General features: G+C 73.0%; 17 protein-coding genes and 1 pseudogene. 9 read left to right on the top strand and 9 right to left on the bottom strand.

Going from position 1 to position 19,803, the window contains the following annotated elements; genetic code table 11:
• The coding region (locus tag CCN29_RS05510; RefSeq protein WP_442538244.1) for a homocysteine S-methyltransferase family protein at window positions 1-1,125 on the bottom strand (1,125 nt) is incomplete at its 3' end.
• Between the two features lie 299 nt (window positions 1,126-1,424).
• Between CCN29_RS05510 and CCN29_RS05505 the strand changes: the two genes are divergently transcribed.
• The 5 genes from CCN29_RS05505 to CCN29_RS05485 all read left to right on the top strand — a co-directional run bounded on the left by CCN29_RS05505 (window position 1,425) and on the right by CCN29_RS05485 (window position 7,986).
• The gene (locus CCN29_RS05505; protein ID WP_006135331.1) at window positions 1,425-2,189 is read left to right on the top strand and encodes an IclR family transcriptional regulator; all 765 of its coding nucleotides are present in this window, start codon (window positions 1,425-1,427) and stop codon (window positions 2,187-2,189) included.
• A gap of 540 nt (window positions 2,190-2,729) precedes the next feature.
• Window positions 2,730-3,524: an MIP/aquaporin family protein gene (locus CCN29_RS05500; RefSeq protein ID WP_006135332.1), complete on the top strand. Its 795-nt coding sequence runs from the start codon at window positions 2,730-2,732 to the stop codon at window positions 3,522-3,524.
• A gap of 83 nt (window positions 3,525-3,607) precedes the next feature.
• Window positions 3,608-5,146: a glycerol kinase GlpK gene (gene glpK, locus CCN29_RS05495; RefSeq protein WP_031024263.1), complete on the top strand. Its 1,539-nt coding sequence runs from the start codon at window positions 3,608-3,610 to the stop codon at window positions 5,144-5,146.
• Between the two features lie 7 nt (window positions 5,147-5,153).
• Window positions 5,154-6,770: a glycerol-3-phosphate dehydrogenase/oxidase gene (locus CCN29_RS05490; protein ID WP_086680289.1), complete on the top strand. Its 1,617-nt coding sequence runs from the start codon at window positions 5,154-5,156 to the stop codon at window positions 6,768-6,770.
• A 226-nt stretch (window positions 6,771-6,996) separates the two neighbouring features.
• Window positions 6,997-7,986, top strand: coding sequence for a PAC2 family protein (locus CCN29_RS05485; RefSeq protein ID WP_006135335.1), 990 nt, complete (start codon window positions 6,997-6,999; stop codon window positions 7,984-7,986).
• A gap of 119 nt (window positions 7,987-8,105) precedes the next feature.
• On the opposite strand, the gene mshC is transcribed toward CCN29_RS05485, so the two are convergent.
• From mshC to CCN29_RS05465, 4 genes are all read right to left on the bottom strand, one after another.
• Window positions 8,106-9,335 (bottom strand): cysteine--1-D-myo-inosityl 2-amino-2-deoxy-alpha-D-glucopyranoside ligase, encoded by a 1,230-nt coding sequence (mshC, locus tag CCN29_RS05480; protein WP_031024261.1) that lies wholly within the window; start codon window positions 9,333-9,335, stop codon window positions 8,106-8,108.
• A gap of 112 nt (window positions 9,336-9,447) precedes the next feature.
• A complete protein-coding gene (locus CCN29_RS05475; protein ID WP_239011160.1) occupies window positions 9,448-10,281 on the bottom strand; it encodes an SCO1664 family protein in 834 nt (277 codons plus the stop codon).
• A complete protein-coding gene (locus CCN29_RS05470) occupies window positions 10,245-10,835 on the bottom strand; it encodes a DUF3090 domain-containing protein (protein WP_006135338.1) in 591 nt (196 codons plus the stop codon). Before CCN29_RS05470 ends, CCN29_RS05475 begins: the two co-directional genes overlap by 37 nt.
• Before the next feature lie 87 nt (window positions 10,836-10,922).
• Window positions 10,923-11,609: a histidine phosphatase family protein gene (locus CCN29_RS05465; RefSeq protein WP_031067210.1), complete on the bottom strand. Its 687-nt coding sequence runs from the start codon at window positions 11,607-11,609 to the stop codon at window positions 10,923-10,925.
• A gap of 107 nt (window positions 11,610-11,716) precedes the next feature.
• Here CCN29_RS05465 and corA point away from each other — a divergent pair, with 107 nt between their 5' ends.
• Window positions 11,717-12,712: a magnesium/cobalt transporter CorA gene (gene corA / locus CCN29_RS05460; RefSeq protein ID WP_006135340.1), complete on the top strand. Its 996-nt coding sequence runs from the start codon at window positions 11,717-11,719 to the stop codon at window positions 12,710-12,712.
• Window positions 12,713-12,736: 24 nt separating this feature from the next.
• Here the strand turns inward: corA and CCN29_RS05455 are convergent, their stop codons facing one another.
• A complete protein-coding gene (locus CCN29_RS05455) occupies window positions 12,737-13,525 on the bottom strand; it encodes a ferritin-like domain-containing protein (protein WP_086680285.1) in 789 nt (262 codons plus the stop codon).
• 293 nt (window positions 13,526-13,818) lie between these two features.
• Complete coding sequence (locus tag CCN29_RS05450; protein ID WP_086680282.1) at window positions 13,819-14,874, bottom strand: LLM class F420-dependent oxidoreductase; 1,056 nt, start codon at window positions 14,872-14,874, stop codon at window positions 13,819-13,821.
• A 189-nt stretch (window positions 14,875-15,063) separates the two neighbouring features.
• Here CCN29_RS05450 and CCN29_RS05445 point away from each other — a divergent pair, with 189 nt between their 5' ends.
• Together CCN29_RS05445 and CCN29_RS05440 are read left to right on the top strand one after the other, a co-directional pair.
• Window positions 15,064-16,050 carry an aldo/keto reductase gene (locus tag CCN29_RS05445; protein ID WP_086680280.1) on the top strand — a complete coding sequence of 329 codons (987 nt, stop codon included), beginning with the start codon at window positions 15,064-15,066 and terminating at the stop codon, window positions 16,048-16,050.
• Window positions 16,047-18,083, top strand: coding sequence for a helix-hairpin-helix domain-containing protein (locus CCN29_RS05440; RefSeq protein ID WP_086680278.1), 2,037 nt, complete (start codon window positions 16,047-16,049; stop codon window positions 18,081-18,083). The genes CCN29_RS05445 and CCN29_RS05440 overlap by 4 nt, the downstream gene beginning before the upstream one ends.
• A gap of 351 nt (window positions 18,084-18,434) precedes the next feature.
• Here CCN29_RS05440 and CCN29_RS05435 read toward each other — a convergent pair whose 3' ends face one another.
• Window positions 18,435-19,118, bottom strand: a complete 684-nt coding sequence (locus CCN29_RS05435) for a hypothetical protein (RefSeq protein ID WP_031024255.1) — start codon at window positions 19,116-19,118, stop codon at window positions 18,435-18,437.
• Between the two features lie 47 nt (window positions 19,119-19,165).
• Between CCN29_RS05435 and CCN29_RS05430 the strand changes: the two genes are divergently transcribed.
• A complete protein-coding gene (locus tag CCN29_RS05430; RefSeq protein WP_006135970.1) occupies window positions 19,166-19,354 on the top strand; it encodes a DUF5703 family protein in 189 nt (62 codons plus the stop codon).
• A 77-nt stretch (window positions 19,355-19,431) separates the two neighbouring features.
• On the opposite strand, the pseudogene CCN29_RS05425 reads toward CCN29_RS05430, so the two are convergent.
• Window positions 19,432-19,803 (bottom strand): annotated as a pseudogene (locus CCN29_RS05425) (hypothetical protein); the annotation flags it as partial.

Below are 19,803 nucleotides of genomic sequence, written 5' to 3'. Positions count from 1 at the left end.
GTCCCAGCGGCCCTCCAGCATCGCCTCACGGAACTTCTTCGACCCGTTGGCGTTCGTGCGCTCACCGATCGCCAGATACGAGGTGTCCTGCCGGAACGGCACCGACTGGTACAGCGACGCCGCACCCGGCTCCGGCCGCGGATCACGCTCCACCGGCGCCAGCTCCCGCACCCGCTCCACCAGCCGCCGCAGATGCTCCGGCGTCGTACCGCAGCAGCCGCCCACCAGCGACAGCCCGTACTCCCGCACGAACGTCTCCTGCGCGTCCGCCAGCTCGGGCGGGGTCAGCGGGTAGTGGGCGCCGTCCTTGGTCAGCTCGGGCAGGCCGGCGTTCGGCATGCACGACAGGGGGACGCGGGAGTGGCGCGCCAGGTAGCGCAGGTGCTCGCTCATCTCGGCGGGGCCGGTCGCACAGTTCAGGCCGACCATGTCGATACCCAGCGGCTCCAGCGCGGTCAGGGCCGCGCCGATCTCGGAGCCGAGCAGCATCGTGCCGGTGGTCTCCACCGTCACCGACACGATCAGCGGGACCTCCAGGCCGACGGCCCGCATGGCGCGGCGGGCGGCGATGACGGACGCCTTGGTCTGGAGCAGGTCCTGCGTGGTCTCCACGAGCAGGGCGTCGGCGCCGCCGGCGAGCAGGCCCTCCGCGTTCTGCTGGTAGGCGTCGCGGATGGCGCCGAACGTGGTGTGGCCGAGGGTGGGCAGCTTGGTGCCCGGGCCCATGGAGCCCAGCACCCAGCGCGGACGGCCGTCGCGGCCGGTGAACTCGTCCGCCGTCTCCCGGGCGATACGGGCGCCCGCCTCGGACAGTTCGAGCACGCGCTCGGCGATGTCGTATTCGCCCAATGCGGTGAGGTTGGCGCCGAACGTGTTCGTCTCGACGCAGTCGACGCCCGCGCCGAAGTACTCGGAGTGGACCGAACGGACGATGTCGGGGCGGGTCAGGTTCAGGATCTCGTTGCAGCCCTCGAGGTTCTCGAAGTCCTCGAGCGTGGGGTCCTGGGCCTGGAGCATCGTGCCCATCGCTCCGTCGGCGACCACCACGCGGGTGGCCAGGGCCTCACGGAGCGCGGACACGCGGGTCCTGCTGTCGGCGGAAGGGGTCAGCGGCAACGAGGCCATGTAAGGGGCTCCCTCAGGTGCGACGGCTGTCGGCTTTGCGGCTGCCCGGAAAAGTCACCTGTTCGAGCTTCCCCGGCAGGGCGCACCTCGTCAGGGTATCCGGGACGGCCCCCTGGCGTCGGGGGCGTCCACGGGCCGGACGAAGATGGCCGACGGGCGACGGTCGGGGCGGGACGGACGCGACCGATCACGACCGACCATTAGCGGAGGGTCGGCATCGACCGGTAGTGTTCGGCATTGCCGAACAGCGGCAGCGACGTCGCGCGTCGGCGCTCGAAGGGGACGGAGGCAGTACGGCGATGGCACGGAACATCCAGTCGCTCGAACGGGCGGCAGCGATGCTGCGCCTGCTCGCGGGCGGCGAGCGACGGCTCGGCCTCTCGGACATCGCCTCCTCGCTGGGCCTCGCCAAGGGCACCGCCCACGGCATCCTGCGCACCCTTCAGCAGGAGGGGTTCGTCGAGCAGGACGAGGCGTCGGGGCGCTACCAGCTGGGCGCCGAGCTGCTGCGCCTGGGCACCACGTATCTGGACGTGCACGAGCTGCGCGCCCGCGCCCTGGTGTGGACGGACGATCTGGCCCGCTCCAGCGGGGAGAGCGTCTACCTCGGGGTGCTGCACCAGCAGGGCGTGCTGATCGTGCACCACGTCTTCCGGCCCGACGACAGCCGGCAGGTGCTGGAGATCGGCGCCATGCAGCCGCTGCACTCCACGGCCCTGGGCAAGGTGCTGTCGGCGTACGACCCGGTCGCGCACAGCGAGGCGCTGGAGGCCGACCGCAAGGCGTTCACCGACCGCACGGTGTGCGACGTCGAGGCGTTCGAGCAGATTCTGGATCTCACGCGCGCGCGGGGCTATGCGGCGGACGTGGAGGAGACCTGGGAGGGCGTGGCCTCCCTCGCCGCGCCCATCCACGACCGGCGGCGCATGCCCGTCGGGGCGGTCGGCATCACGGGGGCGGTGGAGCGGCTGCGGAAGGACGGCGAGCTGCGGGCCGAGCTGATTGCCGCGGTGCGGGACTGTGCGCGGGCGGTGTCGCGGGATCTGGGCGCGGGACGCTTCTGAGTCAGCGGAACCTAGTGCGGCCGCCACGGCCAGTGGGGCGCCGGGGGCGCTTGTACGCCGGGTGCGGCCGCGTCGTGGCCGGTCGCGCAGTTCCCCGCGCCCCTGAAGGCGCCGCCGGCTGCGGGCAGTCGTGCCGCTTGGGGCGGCACGGGTGGGCGCAGGCGGCACCCTCCAGCAGGCCTGCGCCTCACATCCGTACGGCCACCGGGGTACCGGGCACTGTTGCGCGCCGGGTGCAGGCAAGCCGTGGCTGGTCGCGCAGTTCCCCGCGCCCCTTCAGGGCGCCTGTGGTGGGCCCGTGTCGCAAGGCTGCCCGGGGCGATCAGTAACGATCGCGTTTTCGACAACCGAGACTCTTGACGCATCTCCGGTGCCGGGCAAGACTCCCGTCCATCGGTCGGCATTGTCGAACACCTACCGGCAATACGCGCTAGAGTGGGACAACGCCAAGGGCCGGCATCGCTCTCACCCCCTGAGGGCGCCAATCCCCGGAGGGACCCGGGGGTCGGCATCCCTGGACGAAGGACAAAGGAGTCGCGGGTGTCCAGCTCCGACATCTTCATCGGCGAGACCATCGGTACCGCCATACTCATCCTGCTCGGCGGCGGTGTGTGCGCCGCCGTGACGCTCAAGGCCTCCAAGGCCCGTAACGCCGGCTGGCTCGCCATCGCCTTCGGCTGGGGCTTCGCCGTCATGACGGCGGTCTACATAGCGGGGCCGCTCTCCGGCGCCCATCTGAACCCGGCCGTGACGGTCGCCCTCGCCATCAAGGACGGCGAGTGGACGAACGTACCGACCTACTTCGCCGGAGAGTTCCTCGGCGCGATGATCGGCGCCGCGCTGGTGTGGCTCGCGTACTACGGCCAGTTCCAGGCGCACCTCACCGACAAGGAGATCGTCGGCGGTCCGGGCGCGCAGACCACGTCGGCCAAGGCCGTCGAGGCGCAGGAGAAGGGCGCCGGCCCGGTGCTCGGCATCTTCTCCACGGGTCCGGAGATCCGGAACACGGTGCAGAACCTCACCACGGAGATCATCGGCACCTTCGTGCTGCTGCTCGCCGTCCTGACCCAGGGTCTGAACGACGCGGGCAACGGCCTCGGTGTGCTGGGCGGTCTGATCACCGCGCTCGTGGTGGTCTCGATCGGCCTGTCGCTGGGCGGCCCGACCGGGTACGCCATCAACCCCGCCCGTGACCTCGGCCCCCGTGTCGTCCACGCCCTGCTGCCGCTGCCCAACAAGGGCGGCTCCGACTGGTCGTACGCCTGGGTCCCGGTGGTCGGTCCGCTGATCGGCGGCGCCATCGCGGCCGGCGTCTACAACGTCGCCTTCGCATAGATGACCTCACCGGCTTCCACCGCGATCGTTGCAGTAGCGCCGTACCCACCGCCCCGTAACCAGAGAACCTTCAGGAGCACACCGTGACCGACGCCCACACCGCCGGCCCGTTCATCGCCGCGATCGACCAGGGCACCACCTCGTCCCGCTGCATCGTCTTCGACCGCGACGGGCGCATCGTCTCCGTCGACCAGAAGGAGCACGAGCAGATCTTCCCCAAGCCCGGCTGGGTGGAGCACGACGCCACCGAGATCTGGGCGAACGTCCAGGAGGTGGTCGCCGGCGCCGTCGCCAAGGCCGGCATCACCCGGGACGACATCAAGGCCATCGGCATCACCAACCAGCGCGAGACCACCGTGCTGTGGGACAAGAACACCGGTGAGCCGGTCCACAACGCGATCGTCTGGCAGGACACCCGCACCGACGCCCTCTGCCGTGAGCTGGGCCGCAACGTCGGCCAGGACCGCTTCCGCCGCGAGACCGGCCTGCCCCTCGCCTCGTATTTCGCCGGTCCCAAGGCGCGCTGGCTGCTCGACAACGTCGAGGGTCTGAAGGAGCGTGCGGAGGCGGGCGACATTCTTTTCGGCACCATGGACACATGGGTCATCTGGAACCTTACGGGCGGAACGGACGGCGGCCGGCACGTCACCGACGTCACCAACGCCTCCCGCACCATGCTGATGAACCTGCACACCATGCAGTGGGACGAGAAGATCGCCGAGTCGATCGGCGTCCCGACGCCGATGCTGCCGGAGATCCGCTCCTCCGCCGAGGTCTACGGCGAGATCAAGGGCGGCAAGCTGGGCGACCTGCTCGGCGGCATCCCGGTCGCCTCGGCGCTCGGCGACCAGCAGGCGGCGCTGTTCGGCCAGACCTGCTTCGCCGAGGGCGAGACCAAGTCGACCTACGGCACCGGCACCTTCATGGTGATGAACACCGGCGACAAGATCATCAACTCCTACAGCGGCCTGCTGACCACGGTCGGCTACCAGATCGGCGACCAGAAGCCGGTCTACGCCCTGGAGGGCTCGATCGCCGTCACCGGTTCGCTGGTGCAGTGGATGCGCGACCAGATGGGCCTGATCTCCACCGCCGCCGAGATCGAGACCCTGGCGCTGTCCGTCGAGGACAACGGCGGCGCCTACTTCGTGCCGGCCTTCTCCGGCCTGTTCGCCCCGTACTGGCGCTCCGACGCCCGCGGTGTGATCGCCGGCCTCACCCGGTACGTCACCAAGGCGCACCTCGCGCGCGCCGTCCTGGAGGCCACCGCCTGGCAGACGCGGGAGATCGCCGACGCCATGACGAAGGACTCCGGCGTGGAGCTCACCGCCCTCAAGGTCGACGGCGGCATGACCTCCAACAACCTGCTGATGCAGACGCTCTCCGACTTCCTGGACGCCCCCGTGGTGCGCCCGATGGTCGCCGAGACCACCTGCCTCGGCGCCGCCTACGCCGCCGGCCTGGCCGTCGGCTTCTGGAACAGCACCGACGACCTGCGCGCCAACTGGCGACGGGCCGCCGAGTGGACCCCCCGCATGGACGCGGACACCCGCGACCGTGAGTACAAGAGCTGGCTCAAGGCCGTCGAGCGGACCATGGGCTGGCTCGAGGACGAGGAGTAGAACCGCCATGACCACCCAAGCCACCCTGCAGTCCGTACCTGCCCTGGGGACGCACCCGGCGTCCGGCCCGAACCCGAGCCGAGCCGAGACCCGGGAGCAGCTCTCCAAGGCGTCGTACGACCTCCTCGTCATCGGCGGCGGCATCCTGGGCATCTCCACCGCCTGGCACGCCGCGCAGTCCGGTCTCAGGGTGGCTCTGGTGGACGCCGGTGACTTCGCCGGAGCCACCTCCTCCGCCTCCTCCAAGCTGCTCCACGGGGGTTTGCGCTACCTGCAGACCGGCGCGGTGAAGCTGGTGGCGGAGAACCACTTCGAGCGCCGTGCGGTCTCCCGCCAGGTGGCCCCCCACCTGGCGAACCCGCTCACGTTCTACCTCCCCGTGTACAAGGGCGGGCCGCACGGCGCGGCGAAGCTCGGGGCCGGTGTGTTCGCCTACTCGGCGCTGTCGGCCTTCGGCGACGGCGTCGGGCACCTGCTGTCGCCGGCGAAGGCCGCGCTGGACGTGCCGGAGCTGCGCACCGAGAACCTCAAGGCCGTGGCCGTGTACGGCGACGACCAGATGAACGACGCGCGCATGGCGCTGATGACGGTCCGCGCGGCCGCCGAGTCGGGCGCGGTCGTCCTCAACCACGCCGAGGTGACGGGCCTGCGCTTCACCAAGGGCCGGGTCACCGGCGCGGAGCTGCGGGACCGGCTCTCCGGCGACGAGTTCGGCGTGAACGCCCGGCTGGTGCTCAACGCGACCGGCCCCTGGGTGGACCACCTGCGCCGCATGGAGGACCCGGACGCCGCCCCGTCGATCCGGCTGTCGAAGGGCGCGCACCTGGTCCTGAAGCGGACCGCCCCGTGGAAGGCCGCGCTGGCCACGCCGATCGACAAGTACCGCATCACGTTCGCCCTCCCCTGGGAGGACATGCTGCTGCTCGGCACCACCGACGAGGAGTACGAGGGCGACCCGGCGGACGTCGCGGTCAACGAGAAGGACATCGCGCAGATACTCGACGAGGCCGCGTTCTCCATCCGCGACCAGCAGCTCGACCGTGATCTGATCACGTACTCCTTCGCCGGTCTGCGGGTGCTGCCGGGCGGTCCCGGCGACACGGCCAAGGCGAAGCGGGAGACGGTGGTCACCGAGGGCCGGGGCGGGATGCTGTCCGTGGCGGGCGGCAAGTGGACGACGTTCCGCCACATCGGCCGCACGGTGATGCGCAAGCTCCAGGAGCTGCCCGGGCACCCGCTGGGCGAGGACTTCGAGCCGGTCGGCGCGCTGCCGAAGAAGCTGCCGCTGCCGGGCGTGGCCAACCCGCGCGCCGTCGCCCACCGCCTGCTGGTGGACGGCCCGGCGCCCGGCCCGCGCATGGCGGCCGACACCGCCCGCCACCTGGCCACCCACTACGGGTCGCTGGCCTTCGACATCGCCCGCCTGGCGAACGAGGACCCGGCGCTGGCCCGCCGGGTCCACCCGGACGCCCCGGAGATCTGGGCGCAGGTCGTGTGGGCCCGGGACCACGAGTGGGCCGAGACGGCGGACGACGTGCTGCGCCGCCGCACCACCCTGACCATCCGCGGCCTGGCCACGGACGAGGTCCGGGCGGACGTGCAGGAGCTGCTCGACAAGAAGTGACCGAGCGCGCGCCGGCTCCCCCGCACGGGAGCCGGCGTGCGGTGAGGGGCGGCCCGGGCCGACGGGGCCGCCCCTCACCGCGTTCCGGGGTCGGCCGTGCGGGTGTTTCCCGGCGCCGTGCGGGGCAGTGATGGGGCACTCCCCTTGTGCGGGGAGCTGCGGGCGCCCCCGCGGACACGCCGTAAGGTTGGTGCGTACACGAGGGCACGTCGGAAGGAGGCGCTGGGTGATCGAGCTCGAGGGGGTTCCCGAGCTGATCGACCCGGTCATGGTGGCCGCGTTCGAGGGCTGGAACGACGCCGGTGACGCCGCCTCCACCGCGGTCGCGCATCTGGACCGGGAGTGGAAGGGCGAGGTGTTCGCGGCGCTGGACGCCGAGGACTACTACGACTTCCAGGTCAACCGCCCCACGGTGTTCCTGGAGAACGGCGTGCGGAAGATCACCTGGCCGACGACGCGGCTGTCGGTGGTGCGGGTGGGCGGTGAGAAGCCGCGCGACCTGGTGCTGGTGCGCGGCATCGAGCCGTCCATGCGCTGGCGCTCGTTCTGCAACGAGATCCTCGGCTTCGCGCACGAGCTGGGTGTGGAGCTGGTGGTGGTGCTGGGCGCGCTGCTCGGCGACACCCCGCACACCCGTCCGGTCCCGATCAGCGGGACCACGTCCGATCCGGACCTGGCCCGCCGCATGGACCTCGAGGAGACCAAGTACGAGGGCCCCACGGGCATCGTCGGCATCCTCCAGGAGGCGTGCACGCACGCGGGCGTCCCGGCGGTGTCGCTGTGGGCGGCGGTCCCGCACTACGTGTCGCAGCCGCCCAACCCGAAGGCCACGCTGGCCCTGCTGAACCGGCTCGAGGACCTGATCGACGTGCGGATCCCGCTGGGCGAGCTGCCCGAGGACGCGCGCGCCTGGCAGGTGGGCGTGGACCAGCTGGCCGCGGAGGACAGCGAGGTCGCCGAGTACGTGCAGACGCTGGAGGAGGCGCGGGACACCGCCGAGCTGCCGGAGGCGTCCGGTGAGGCGATCGCGCGCGAGTTCGAGCGGTATCTGCGGCGGCGGGACGGGTCATCGGGCCCACCCGGGGGTCACGCGACCGCGGAGGGGTCCGACGGTGGGCCGTCGTACCGGCGGGACGGGCCCGGTGGGCGGTCCCGGCCGTCCAAGCCGCCGCGCAAGGACGCGGAGCAGGACGGCGACGAGTCGTCCGAGGAGTGACGTGACATGACGAGGGGCCCGTTCTCACGAGCGGGCCCCTCGTCTTTTTGCATGGCGCTGCGGGTGCGGCGCCGTTGTGGCTGGTCGCGCAGTTCTCCGCGCCCCTTCGGGGCGTTTTCCTAGAGGGCGACTCCCAGCAATGCGTCCACGGCGCGGGAGACGATGCCGGGGGCGCCGGGGTCGGTGCCGCCCTGCTGCTCCTGGAGGACCGTCCAGCGGTCGACGGCGGCGAGCGCGGCCGGGGCGTTGAGGTCGTCCGCGAGGGCGTCGCGGATCTCCTCGACAAGCGCCTCGGCGGGCGGGCCGTCGGGGCGGGAGACCGCGGCGCGCCAGTGCTCCAGGCGGGTCACGGCGTCCTGGAGGACCTGGTCGGTCCACTCCCAGTCGGAGCGGTAGTGGTGGGCGAGCAGCGCCAGGCGGATCGCCGCCGGGTCGACGCCGTCGCGCCGCAGCTGGGAGACGAAGACCAGGTTGCCCTTGGACTTGGACATCTTCTCGCCGTGCAGGGCGACCATGCCGGCGTGCACGTAGGCCTTGGCCATCGGGTGTTCGCCGGTGAGCACCTGGGCGTGCGAGGCGCCCATCTCGTGGTGCGGGAAGACCAGGTCGGAGCCGCCGCCCTGGATGTCGAAGGTCATCCCGAGGTGGTCGAGGGCGATGGCCACGCACTCGATGTGCCAGCCGGGGCGGCCCCGGCCGAGGGAGCCGCCGTCCCAGCTCGGCTCGCCGTCGCGGGCGGCCATCCACAGCATGGGGTCGACGGGGTTCTTCTTGCCCGGGCGGTCCGGGTCGCCGCCGCGTTCGGCGGACAGCATCCGCATGGTGGCCGCGTCGAGGCGCGAGACCTCGCCGAAGTGCCGGTCGGACTCGACGGAGAAGTAGATGTCGCCGTCGATCTCGTAGGTGGCGCCGAGTTCGCGCAGCCGCTCGACGATCGGGACGATGCCGGGTATGGCCTCGACGGCGCCTATGTAGTGCCGGGGCGGCAGCATCCGCAGGGCCGTCATGTCCTCGCGGAACAGGGCGGTCTCCTGCTCGGCGAGCGCGGTCCAGTCGACGCCGTCGCGCTCGGCCCGCTCCAGCAGCGGGTCGTCGACGTCGGTGACGTTCTGGACGTAGTGAACCTGCCGCTTGTTGTCGAGCCACACGCGCTGCACGAGGTCGAAGGCGTTGTAGGTCGCCGCGTGTCCGATGTGGGTGGCGTCGTAGGGCGTGATGCCGCAGACGTAGAGACGGGCGACGGGACCGGGGTCGAGGGTGACCGGACCGCCGGTCGCGGTGTCGTGGATCCTCAGGTCGCGGCCCTGACCGGGCAGGGCGGGGACTTCGGAAGCGGGCCAGGCATGCATGTCATGAGCCTAACCGGACCCGAGTTCCGGATACGAACCGGAACGGGCCGGATGGCCGGGACGGCGTTCTTGCGTCTCGCCGCCCCGTGTGCCTCACCGCCGTCCGTGACGGTCAGACCGGGGGCCAGGGGATGGCCGGCCAGTCGGTGCCCGGTTCCGGGTGGGTGCGGGCGGCGAGCAGGGAGTCGACGCGGGCGCGGGTGGCGTCGATCTCGGCGGGGGTGATCAGCGGGGTGAGGGCGGCGGAGAGCGGCCCTGAGGCGGCGAGGGCGTCCCTGAGGGCCGCGAGGACGTCCAGGGCCTCCTCGGGCAGCGGCTCCCCCGCCCAGCCCCACAGCAGGGTGCGCAGCTTGTTCTCGGTGTTGAAGGTGACGCCGTGGTCGATGCCGTAGAGCCGGCCGTCCGCCGTGGGCAGCAGGTGGCCGCCCTTGCGGTCGGCGTTGTTGATCACCGCGTCGAGCACGGACAGGCGGCGCAGGCGCTCGTCGTCGGCGTGCACGAGCAGCGCGGTGCGGCCCTCGCCGACCTCGGCGAGGCCGATCGCCTTCCACCCGGGCCCGGGCTCCTCGCCGTCCACCAGGGCGAGCAGTTCGGCGCCGGGCCCGGTCTCGATCCACAGCTGGCACATGCCCTCGCCGTACGGGCCGTCGCGCAGCACGGTGGGCGGCACCAGGTCCCAGCCGGTCGCCCGGGACACCTCGTACGCGGCGGCCTCGCGGCCGGCCAGGGTGCCGTCGGGGAAGTCCCACAGGGGCCGCTCCCCCGCGACGGGCTTGTAGACGCAGGCGGCCTCGCGGTCCTGGTACGTGACGGTGCAGTACAGCGCGGCGTTCGACGCCTCACGGATGCGTCCGCGCACGGTCAGCTCGCCGCGGGCGAGCAGTTCGGCGGCGGCCGGGTCGGTGGCGGTCACGCTCCGCGGCGGTATCCGTTCTGGCGCGGACATACGTGTCCTTCCGGGTCGAGCGGGAGACTGCACAGCGGGCACGGCGGCCGGCCCGCGTTGACGACGTCCAGGGCGCGCTTGGCGAAGGCCCGCGCCTGCGCCCCGGTGAGCCGGACGCGCAGCATCGGGGGGCCGTTCTCCTCGTCCTGGAGGAGCCGCTCCTCCGCCTCGGCGAGGTCCTCGTCGGTCTCGGCGTCCAGTTCGACGAGGGCCTGCGCCTCCACGATCATGCGCTGCTCCTCGCCGTCCCAGGCGAGCGCCATGGTGCCGACGCGGAACTCCTCCTCGACGGGGGTGTCCAGCGGGGCGGTGTCGGTGATCTCGGTGGGCGCCATCGCGGGCACCGCGGCGCTGCCGCCGCTGCGGCGCACCACCTCGTCGAGCAGTTCGTCCATCCGTTCGGCGAGCGCCGCGACCTGGGTCTTCTCCAGGGCCACGCTGGTCACCCGGGAGCCGGCGGAGGCCTGGAGGAAGAACGTACGGCGCCCTGGCAGTCCGACCGTGCCGGCCACGAAACGTTCCGGTTGGTCGTAGAGGAACACCTGACGGGACACGTCCTGTCTCCATGGGAAGTCGGGGATCGGGCGAGGGGCGGGTCGGAACGCGCATGCGCGGTCGCTTCACCCTACTGCGGGGAACGATCACGGTGCGCCCGCGTCGCCCCCCACCGTGGCGTCGCCGGCGGGCGGCTCCTCGCGCGGCGCCAGGGACGCGAGGTCGCCGGTGTCGCCGAGCCTGACGAGGAAGGGGCGCAGCCGGGTGTAGCGGATGGCGGTGACGGAGCACGGTTCGACGGAGATCCGCTGGAAGAGGTCGAGATGAAGTCCGAGGGCCTCAGCCACCAGGGACTTGATGATGTCGCCGTGCGAGCACATCAGGTACACGGCGTCGGGTCCGTGGTCGCGCTCCACGCGCGCGTTCCATTCGCGTACGGCCTCGGCGGCGCGCGTCTGCATGGCGCGCATGGACTCCCCGCCGGGGAAGGCCGCGGCCGAGGGGTGCGCCTGTACGACCTCCATGAGCGGCTCGTCCTTGAGCTCGGCGAGCTTGCGTCCGGTCCAGTCGCCGTAGTGGCACTCGCCGATGCGTTCGTCGGTGTGGTGGGTGAGGCCGGGGCGGGCCTGGAGCAGCGGGGCGACGGTCTCCCGGCAGCGGTCGAGCGGGCTGGTGACGACCTCGGCCAGCGGCAGCGCGGCGAGCCGTCCGGGCAGGTCGGCGGCCTGCGCGGTCCCTCGGTCGTCGAGGTGCACGCCGGGCGTCCAGCCGGCGAGCAGTCCCTCGGTGTTGGCGGTGGATCGTCCGTGCCGGACCAGGAGCAACGTGGGCATGGCGACCAGCGTAGGCGCAGGGGCGTACGCGGGGCCCTGGGCGTGTGAACGACGGGGGAACGGGAACGGGACGGCAGACCGGCTGCCGGGACGGGAGGACACGGAGCGTGATCGTCGACTGTGGCGTCTACCGGGAGGGACACCGCTCGGAGGGTCCCCAGGACTTCTCCGACGCGCTGGACGAGGCGCGGTCGGCGGGAGGCTTCGTCTGGATCGGGCTGCACGAGCCGACGGCGGAGGAGTTCGACCTGGTCGCGCGGGAGTTCGCGCTGCATCCGCTGGCGGTTGAGGACGCCCTCAAGGCGCACCAGCGGCCCAAGCTGGAGGTGTACGACGACTCGCTCTTCGTGGTCCTCAAGCCGGTGACGTACGAGCCGGACAGCGACACCGTCTCGTCCGGCGAGATCATGATCTTCCTCGGCGACTCGTTCGCGGTGAGCGTACGGCACGGGGAGGGCGCGCCGCTGGACTCGGTGCGGGACCGGCTGGAGCGGGAGCCGGAGCTCCTGCGGGAGGGGGCGACGGCGGTGCTGTACGCGGTCGCCGACGCCGTGGTCGACCACTACCTGGAGGTGGCGACCGAGCTCCAGACCGACCTGGAGGAGCTGGAGACGGTGGTCTTCACCCCCGACGCGGGCGGCTCGAAGCACACCGCGTCCCGGATCTACGGCTTCAAGCGGCAGATCCTGGAGTTCCGCCGGGCGACCGTGCCGCTGGCCGCGCCCATGGCCCGGCTGGCCGGGGTGGGCACGCAGGGGTCGCGGGTGCCGTTCGTGGAGGAGAAGGCGCGGCCGTACTTCCGTGACGTCCACGACCACCTCACCCGGGTCAACGAGTCGGTGGAGGGCCTGGACCGGCTGGTGTCGGACGTGCTGTCGGCGCATCTGGCGCAGGTCGGCGTCCAGCAGAACGACGACATGCGCAAGATCTCCGCGTGGGCGGCGATGGCCGTGGTCCCCACGATGATCGCGGGGATCTACGGCATGAACTTCGAGCACATGCCCGAGCTGCACTGGACGTGGTCGTACCCGGTGGTGATCGCGCTGATGGCGGCGCTGGAGGTGGGGTTGTTCCGCACGTTCAAGCGCCGGGGGTGGCTGTAGGCGGGGTCCCTGTAATGGCGGCGGTCAGGCCGCTTCCGGTTCCGGGGTCGCGGGGCCGCCGAGCGCGTCGCGCCGCTCCGGCATCCGCAGCGAGACCATACGGCGCCGGCCGCCGAGGCGTTCGTACAGGTAGACGGCGTGGATGCCGGCCGCGAGGAGCGCCGCCTTGGGCTTCGGCCAGCCCAGGATGCGGCCCATGTGGGCCATCACGGCGAGGCTGACGTCGCGGTAGACGCGGATCTCGGCGAGCGCGCACTCGCGCAGGGTGCGCCGGATGGCGCGGCCGTGTCCGGCGTAGGCGAAGCGCAGCAGTTCCTCGTGGCAGTAGGCGAGGTGGTTGTCCTCGTCGTTGGAGATCATCTTCACCGCGCGGCCGAGGTCGGGGTGGTCGGCGAAGTGCTTGCGCAGCAGCTGCATCTGCTCGGAGGCGCGCTGTTCGGTGACCCGGCTGTGGGCGAGGTAGGTGACGATGTCCTGGACGGTGAGCGGCTCGTCGCGCTCGAGCTTGTCGTGGGCCAGGCCGATGCCGTTGCGTTCCAGCAGCATCGTGTAGTCGGTCTCCGGGGGCACCGGGACGGGCTCCAGACCGCGCTTCTTCAGCAGGGCGTTGAAGATCCGGCCGTGCTTGTCCTCGTCGGCGCCGTGCCGGGTGATCTTGGGTGCGAGGTCCCGCTGCGTGTCGGGCACGAGCGCCGCGATGCGGGCGTTCTCCCAGCCGCCCTGGGACTCCCCGCTGGCCGCGATCGAGCAGAACAGCGCGAAGGACTCGTCGTTGTCGAGGATCTCCTGGAACAGGCTCTTCGCCGACAGCATGGGGGCCCACCTCTCCGCGGCGTCCGCAGTCCCGCGGTCCGCATGTCCACAGCTCCGCAAGAAGGAGTCAAGTGCGGCGGCGGAGGGGCGGCAACAGGTGCGGCGGACAACTGCGCCGATCGGCGTACGTGCCGGACGGCGGGCGGGCACGGCGGGGGCGTGCGGGGCGCGTGACCCCGGCGCGTCTCGGGCGTTGGTGTGGGTGACGGCCGTGGCGGGGTCGACCCCCGAGCCCCCGCCACGGCCGCGGGCCCCGGCCGCCGCCGCGGGGGACGCGGCGGCGGCCGGACGGGTCAGGCCAGGCCCGCGCGCTCCAGGGCCTCGACGCCGGCACGCAGCGAGGCCAGCCGCTCGTCGAGGGTGAAGCCGGCCGGGGCGAGGGTGAGGGTGGTGACCCCGGCGGCCGCGTAGGCCTTCATGCCGTCGGCGATGCGGTCGACCGAGCCGAGCAGGGTGGTGCGGTCGATCAGCTCGTGCGGGACGGCGGCGGCGGCGCCCTGCTTGTCGCCGGACAGGTACTTGTCCTGGATCTCGGCGGCCTCCCGCTCGTAGCCCATGCGCTGGGCGAGCTGGTTGTAGAAGTTCTGCTTGCGGCTGCCCATGCCGCCGACGTAGAGCGCCGTGTAGGGGCGGAAGGTGTCGGCGAGGGCGGCCACGTCCTTGTCGTCGCCCAGGGCGAGCGGGACGGTCGGGCAGATGTCGAACCCTTCGAGGGTCTTGCCGGCCTTCTCGCGGCCCGCGCGCAGGTGACGGACGGCGGTGTCCTCGAGGTGCTCGGCGGACGGGAAGATCAGCAGGGCGCCGTCGGCGATCTCACCGGTCTGCTCGAGGTTCTTCGGGCCGATCGCGGCCACGTAGAGCGGGATGTGCTCGCGCTGCGGATGCACGGTGAGCTTGAGGGGCTTGCCCGGGCCGCCGGGGAGGGGCAGGGTCCAGTGCTCGCCCTCGTAGGAGAGGCGCTCGCGGGTCATCGCCTTGCGGATGATCTCGACGTACTCGCGGGTGCGGGCCAGCGGCTTGTCGAACTTGACGCCGTACCAGCCCTCGGAGACCTGGGGGCCGGAGACGCCGAGGCCGAGGCGGAAGCGGCCCTCGGACAGCGAGTCGAGGGTGGCCGCGGTCATCGCGGTCATGGCGGGCTGGCGGGCCGGGATCTGGAAGATGGCGGAGCCGACGTCGATGCGCTCGGTGCGGGCGGCGACGAAGGCGAGGACGGTGGCGGCGTCGGAGCCGTAGGCCTCGGCGGCCCAGCAGACCGCGTATCCGAGGCGGTCCGCCTCCTGGGCCACGGCGAGGTTGTCCGCGTCCATTCCGGCGCCCCAGTAGCCGAGGTTGATCCCTAGCTGCATGGCCTCTCCCCTTACCTTACCGATCAGTAACGTGACGTACGGAGACCTTATACCTCCCGCGTCCGCGGAGCAGGGGCGCGGAAGGCCGGCGGCGCGGACAGAGGGTCCCCGGGGCGGGCGCACGCCGCCCGGAAAACGGTTGTCCACAGGCCCCCACAGGCGCAGCTCCGGCCAGTAATCTCGGCGTTCATGGAGCAGAGGCATCTCGGCCGTACCGGCCTGCGTGTGTCCCGGATCGGGCTCGGGACCCTCACCTGGGGCCGCGACACCGACGAGCACGACGCGGCAGAGCTCTTGAAGACGTTCTGGGACGCGGGCGGGACGCTCGTCGACACGGCCGACGTGTACGGCGACGGGGAGGCCGAGTACCTGCTCGGGCGGCTGATGGACGGGCTGGTGCCGCGCCGGGACCTGGTGATCTCCACCAAGGCCGGCAGCGTGCCCGACCCGGACCGCCGGTTCGACGGCTCGCGCGGCCATCTGCTGTCCGCCCTGGACGCCTCGCTGGCCCGCCTCGGCACCGACCACGTCGACGTGTGGCACGTCCACGCCTACGATCCGGCCACCCCGCTGGAGGAGACGCTCCAGGCGCTGGACATCGCCGTCGCCAGCGGACGCGCGCGGTACGCGGGCGTGTCCAACTTCTGCGGCTGGCAGCTCGCCAAGGCCGCGACCTGGCAGCTCGCCGCGCCGGGCGCGCGCACCCGCCTGGCGAGCACCCAGATGGAGTACTCGCTGCTGCAGCGCGGGGTGGAGCGGGAGGTGCTGCCCGCCGCGATCGACCTCGGCATCGGCATGCTGCCGTCCTCCCCGCTCGGGCGGGGCGTGCTCACCGGCAAGTACCGCGGGGACGCCACCCCCGCGGACTCACGCGGCGCCTCGGAGCATCTGGCGCCGTTCGTCGCCCCGTACCTGGACGACACCGCGAGCCGGATCGTGGACGCGGTGACGACCGCGGCGGACGGGCTCGCGGTGACCGCGCTCCAGGTGGCGCTCGCCTGGGTCCGCGACCGGCCCGGGGTGACCGCGCCCATCGTCGGCGCACGCACGGCGCAGCAGCTCACGGCGGCGTTGTCAGTGGAGACGCTTAGTCTTCCTGACGAGATCTGCCGGGCGCTCGACGACGTGTCGGCTCCGGTGCACCGCTATCCCGATCACGACTGGAGCACGCTGTGAGCACGCCGGAGACCCCTGAGGAGCCGAGGAGCGCGGACGACGGCACGCCCGCCGAGGGCGCGCAGGTGTCCGAGGCCGAGGCGGAGCTGGCCGCGCAGCGCCTGGAGCGGGAACGGATCGAGCGGCGCAAGGCGGAGCGGCAGGGCCCGATCGCGGCCGGCGCCAAGCTGAGCGGCACGGCGGCCGAACTGCTCGCCGCCGTACGGGCCGTGGAGAGCGGGGAGAAGCCGCCGGCGACCGTCTTCGAGGAGGCGCGTCCCGCGCCGCGGCGCCCCGCGCCCGAGCCGGTGCGGCGCGCCCCGGTGGTCCCCGACGGGCCGGCCGCGCCCGCCGAGGGCACGGTGGGCGCGGTGCGGGAGGTGCTCACGCGAGGCGGTGCCCCCGGCACGCTCGCCGCGCCGGCCGCCGCGGCCCTCGGAGAGGCCGCCGCGGACCTGCTGCGGGAGGACCCCTGGCAGCTTCTGCGGGTCCCGGGCGTCCGGCCCGAGCAGGCGGACGGGTTCGCCCGCGCGCTGCTCGGCGGCGAGGCCGGGCCCGGCGACGAGCGGCGGGGCCGCGCGCTGACCGTCTGGCTGCTGGAGCAGGCCGCGCCCGCCGGGCACACGGTGCTGGAGATGGCCGCGCTCACCGAGGCGCTGGGCCGCCAGGGCGTCCCCGCACCCGAGGACGCGGTCCGCGACGCCATCGCCGAGGGGGACGTGCTCGTCTTCCAGGACGCGATCGGCGAGCCGGTCGGGGAGGACGAGGAGCAGCCCGTCCGGGTGCTGGTCGGCCTCGAGCGCTGCGCCCTCGCCGAGGAGAGCCTCGCCGACGGCCTGGCCCGGCTGATCAACTCGGCGCCCAAGCAGGACGGCGCGGCCGAGGAGTGGGAGCGGGCGGCCGCCGCGGCGGAGGGCTCCGCGGCCGACCTGATCCGCGCCGCCTCGGGGCACGGGCTGGTGCTGCACACCGGCGGGGAGGCCGCGCTCGCCGAGCCGGCGGCGCTGCTGGCCGCGGCGCACGGCATGGGGCTGCGCGCCTGGGCCGCCACGCACAGCCCGGTCGGGCGGCAGCGGTTCGCGTCCCGCGTCGACGGCCCCGGCGTCGCCACGGTCGCCGGCCTGCTGTCCGGCGCCGAGGGACCCGGGCGGGACCCGGAGGGCGCGCTGGCCCTCGACGTGCTGGTGGTGCTGGACGCGCCCCAGCTCGACGTGGAGACCGCCGCGCTGCTCACGGAGTCTTTGCCGGACGGGGCGCGGATGGCGCTGTCCGGCGACCCCGCGGTGCTCTGGTCGGTGGGTCCCGGGCGGGTGTTCGCGGATCTGGCGGCGGCGCGGGCCTGTCCGCAGGTCGCCTCCCGGCGTCCGGACCCGGGGCCGCTGGGCGAGCTGGTCTCGGGGATCGGCGTCGGCGAGCTGCTCCAGGTGGAGGCCCCCGACAAGGAGGTCGTCATCGTGCCCGTGCGGGACGCGGGAGAGGCGGTGCACCGGACCGTGCAGCTGGTGGCGGACTCGGTGCCGCGCGCCATCGGGGTGCCGGCCGAGGAGACCCAGGTGATCACCCCGGGCCACGGCGGCGCGGTGGGGACGCGCGTGCTGAACGCGGCGCTGAAGGAGCGGCTGAACCCGGGCCCGGGCCGCTTCGGCGGCTTCGACCCCGGCGACCGGGTGGCCCACTCCCCCGCCCCTGGCCGCACTCTGCCGGGCCGCGTGACCGGGGCGGACGGCGAGGGCCTGCGCCTGGACTGCGCGGGCGAGACGGTCGTCGTGCCGCGGGACCGCGTGGAGCAGTCGGTCCGGCACGGGTGGGCGCTGACCGCGCACCAGGCGGTGGGCTGCCGTTGGCCGGCGGCGGTCGTGGTCCTCCCCGGCGACGCGGTCCCCGCGCTGAGCCGCCCCTGGATCTACACGGCCTTCAGCCGCGCCGACCGCCACCTGTCGGTGGTCCACGGCGTGGACCAGGCCCTCCCCCGAGCGGTGTCCGAAGTCCTGGCAAAGCCCCGCACGACCCGCCTGCCGGTCCTGCTGGCGCCGCAGTTGCCCGCGGAGGAGTAGGCCCCGGAGGGGCGCGGGGGGTTCGCGGGGACGCGGCGGTGAGCGTGGCCGCGGACGGCGGCTGAGGCGCGGCGGGGTCACGCGGCTGCGCACGGTTCACGGCGGGCCGCGGCTTTCTCGGCGGCTCGCTGCACGGGGCCCAGCGGGCCGGACGGCGATCGCTTCGCCGTCCGGCGCACAGGCGCCCGCGCCAAAGCGCCGCCAGGTCGGCGGGGCTGGGGGCGCCCCGAGGTGCGGACGGTGTGCGGCATCACCGACTTCCTCGTGGCTCACCGGGCGGTGAAAGGCCGGACGACACCCGTGTGCGCACCGACGGCGGCGCCCCCTGAGGGGGCGCCGCCGTCGGTGCGGTCAGCGGTCCGCGTCGAGCGGTTCCAGGTCCTCGTCCGCGTCGGGGTCCAGGGCCGTCTCCAGCCCGTCGTCCTCGTCGTCCTCCTCGTCGTCGTCGAAGACGGCGCTGACGTCGAAGCGGCACACCACGGCCTCGGGGTCCACCTGCTCGAAGGGCGCCTCGAGCCACTCGCCGGGATCCGGGATCTCGTCCGACGCCGTCACCCAGAGCGTGGAGTCGCCCTCCTCCAGACCGAACTCCTTGTGCCGGGAGGCGATCTCGTCCGGTTCGTACTCCCCGAACAGCAGGCCCAGCGCACCGTGGACGGTGCCCGAGGCCTCCGAACTCTCGTCGTCCGCCTCCTCGATCCGCTGGGCGTGCGCCAGCAGCCGCTGCGGCTCGGCGACGGCGTAGTCGCGGCGGATCAGGACGCTGAGCGCGTTCGGTTCCTCGGGGCCGGCGTACGGCGGCAGCGCCTCCTCGGCGCTGGGGATCTCGAAGGGCGTGACCTCGTCGTAGCGGTCGTAGAGCAGTTCGTCGTACGTCTCCGCGGCCGCGGCCAGCTGGTTGAAGGCCTCGTAGACGGCCGGGTCGTCGTCCCCCGACCGGCTCTCGACCGCGGCCAGGTGGCGGTCGAGCGCGGTCTTCACCGCCTCGGCGGCGGCACGTACCTCGGCAGCGGTGGGCTGCGCAGCATCAGACATAGTGCAGACGCTATCCGTACCGGGGCCCGGCCCGCACAATAGATGCGATGCCGGAATACGAATTTGTCGACGTGTACGTACCGCGCGGGGTCACCCGCAAGGAGACGGCGCGTCTGCTGACGGACCATGCCGAGTACGGTCACTGGGAGTTGTACCGCCTGACGCTGATGCGTGACGGCAGCCGCAGGGTGCGGCTGCGGCGGCGGATCATCCGCCAGGTGCGCGCCACCTGGTGAGCTGGGCGCGCCCGACCGGAGTCATCAGGCGGAGCGGACCCCGCGTCGGTCGCGGGGTCCGCTCCGTGTGTCCGAGATCACGCCGCGGCGCGCGCCCTGCGGTACAGGATGCCGCCGGCGAGCAGCGCACCCGCGCCGGCCGGCAGCGCCAGACCCAGCGGCAGCTCGCTGCCGGTCTCGGCGAGCTGCGCGTCGCCCTGCGGGCCCGGCTGGTTGCCGGTGGAGGGGGTCTCCGGGGTACCGGGGTTGCCAGGCGTACCGGGCTCGCCCGGATTACCCGGGTTACCCGGCTCTCCGGGGTTGCCGGGCTCCCCGGGGTTACCCGGGTTGCCGGGCTCACCGGGCTCTCCCGGATTTCCGGGCTCACCGGGCTCACCCGGGTTGCCGGGCTCCCCCGGGTTGCCCGGCTCACCAGGCTCTCCCGGCTCACCGGGTTCCCCCGGCTCCCC

This window comes from Streptomyces pseudogriseolus, from assembly GCA_002154585.1.
GTDB classification, from domain to species: domain Bacteria; phylum Actinomycetota; class Actinomycetes; order Streptomycetales; family Streptomycetaceae; genus Streptomyces; species Streptomyces pseudogriseolus.
The sequence above is the reverse complement of the archived record's forward strand: the minus strand, read 5'-3'. Positions and strand labels throughout refer to the sequence as shown.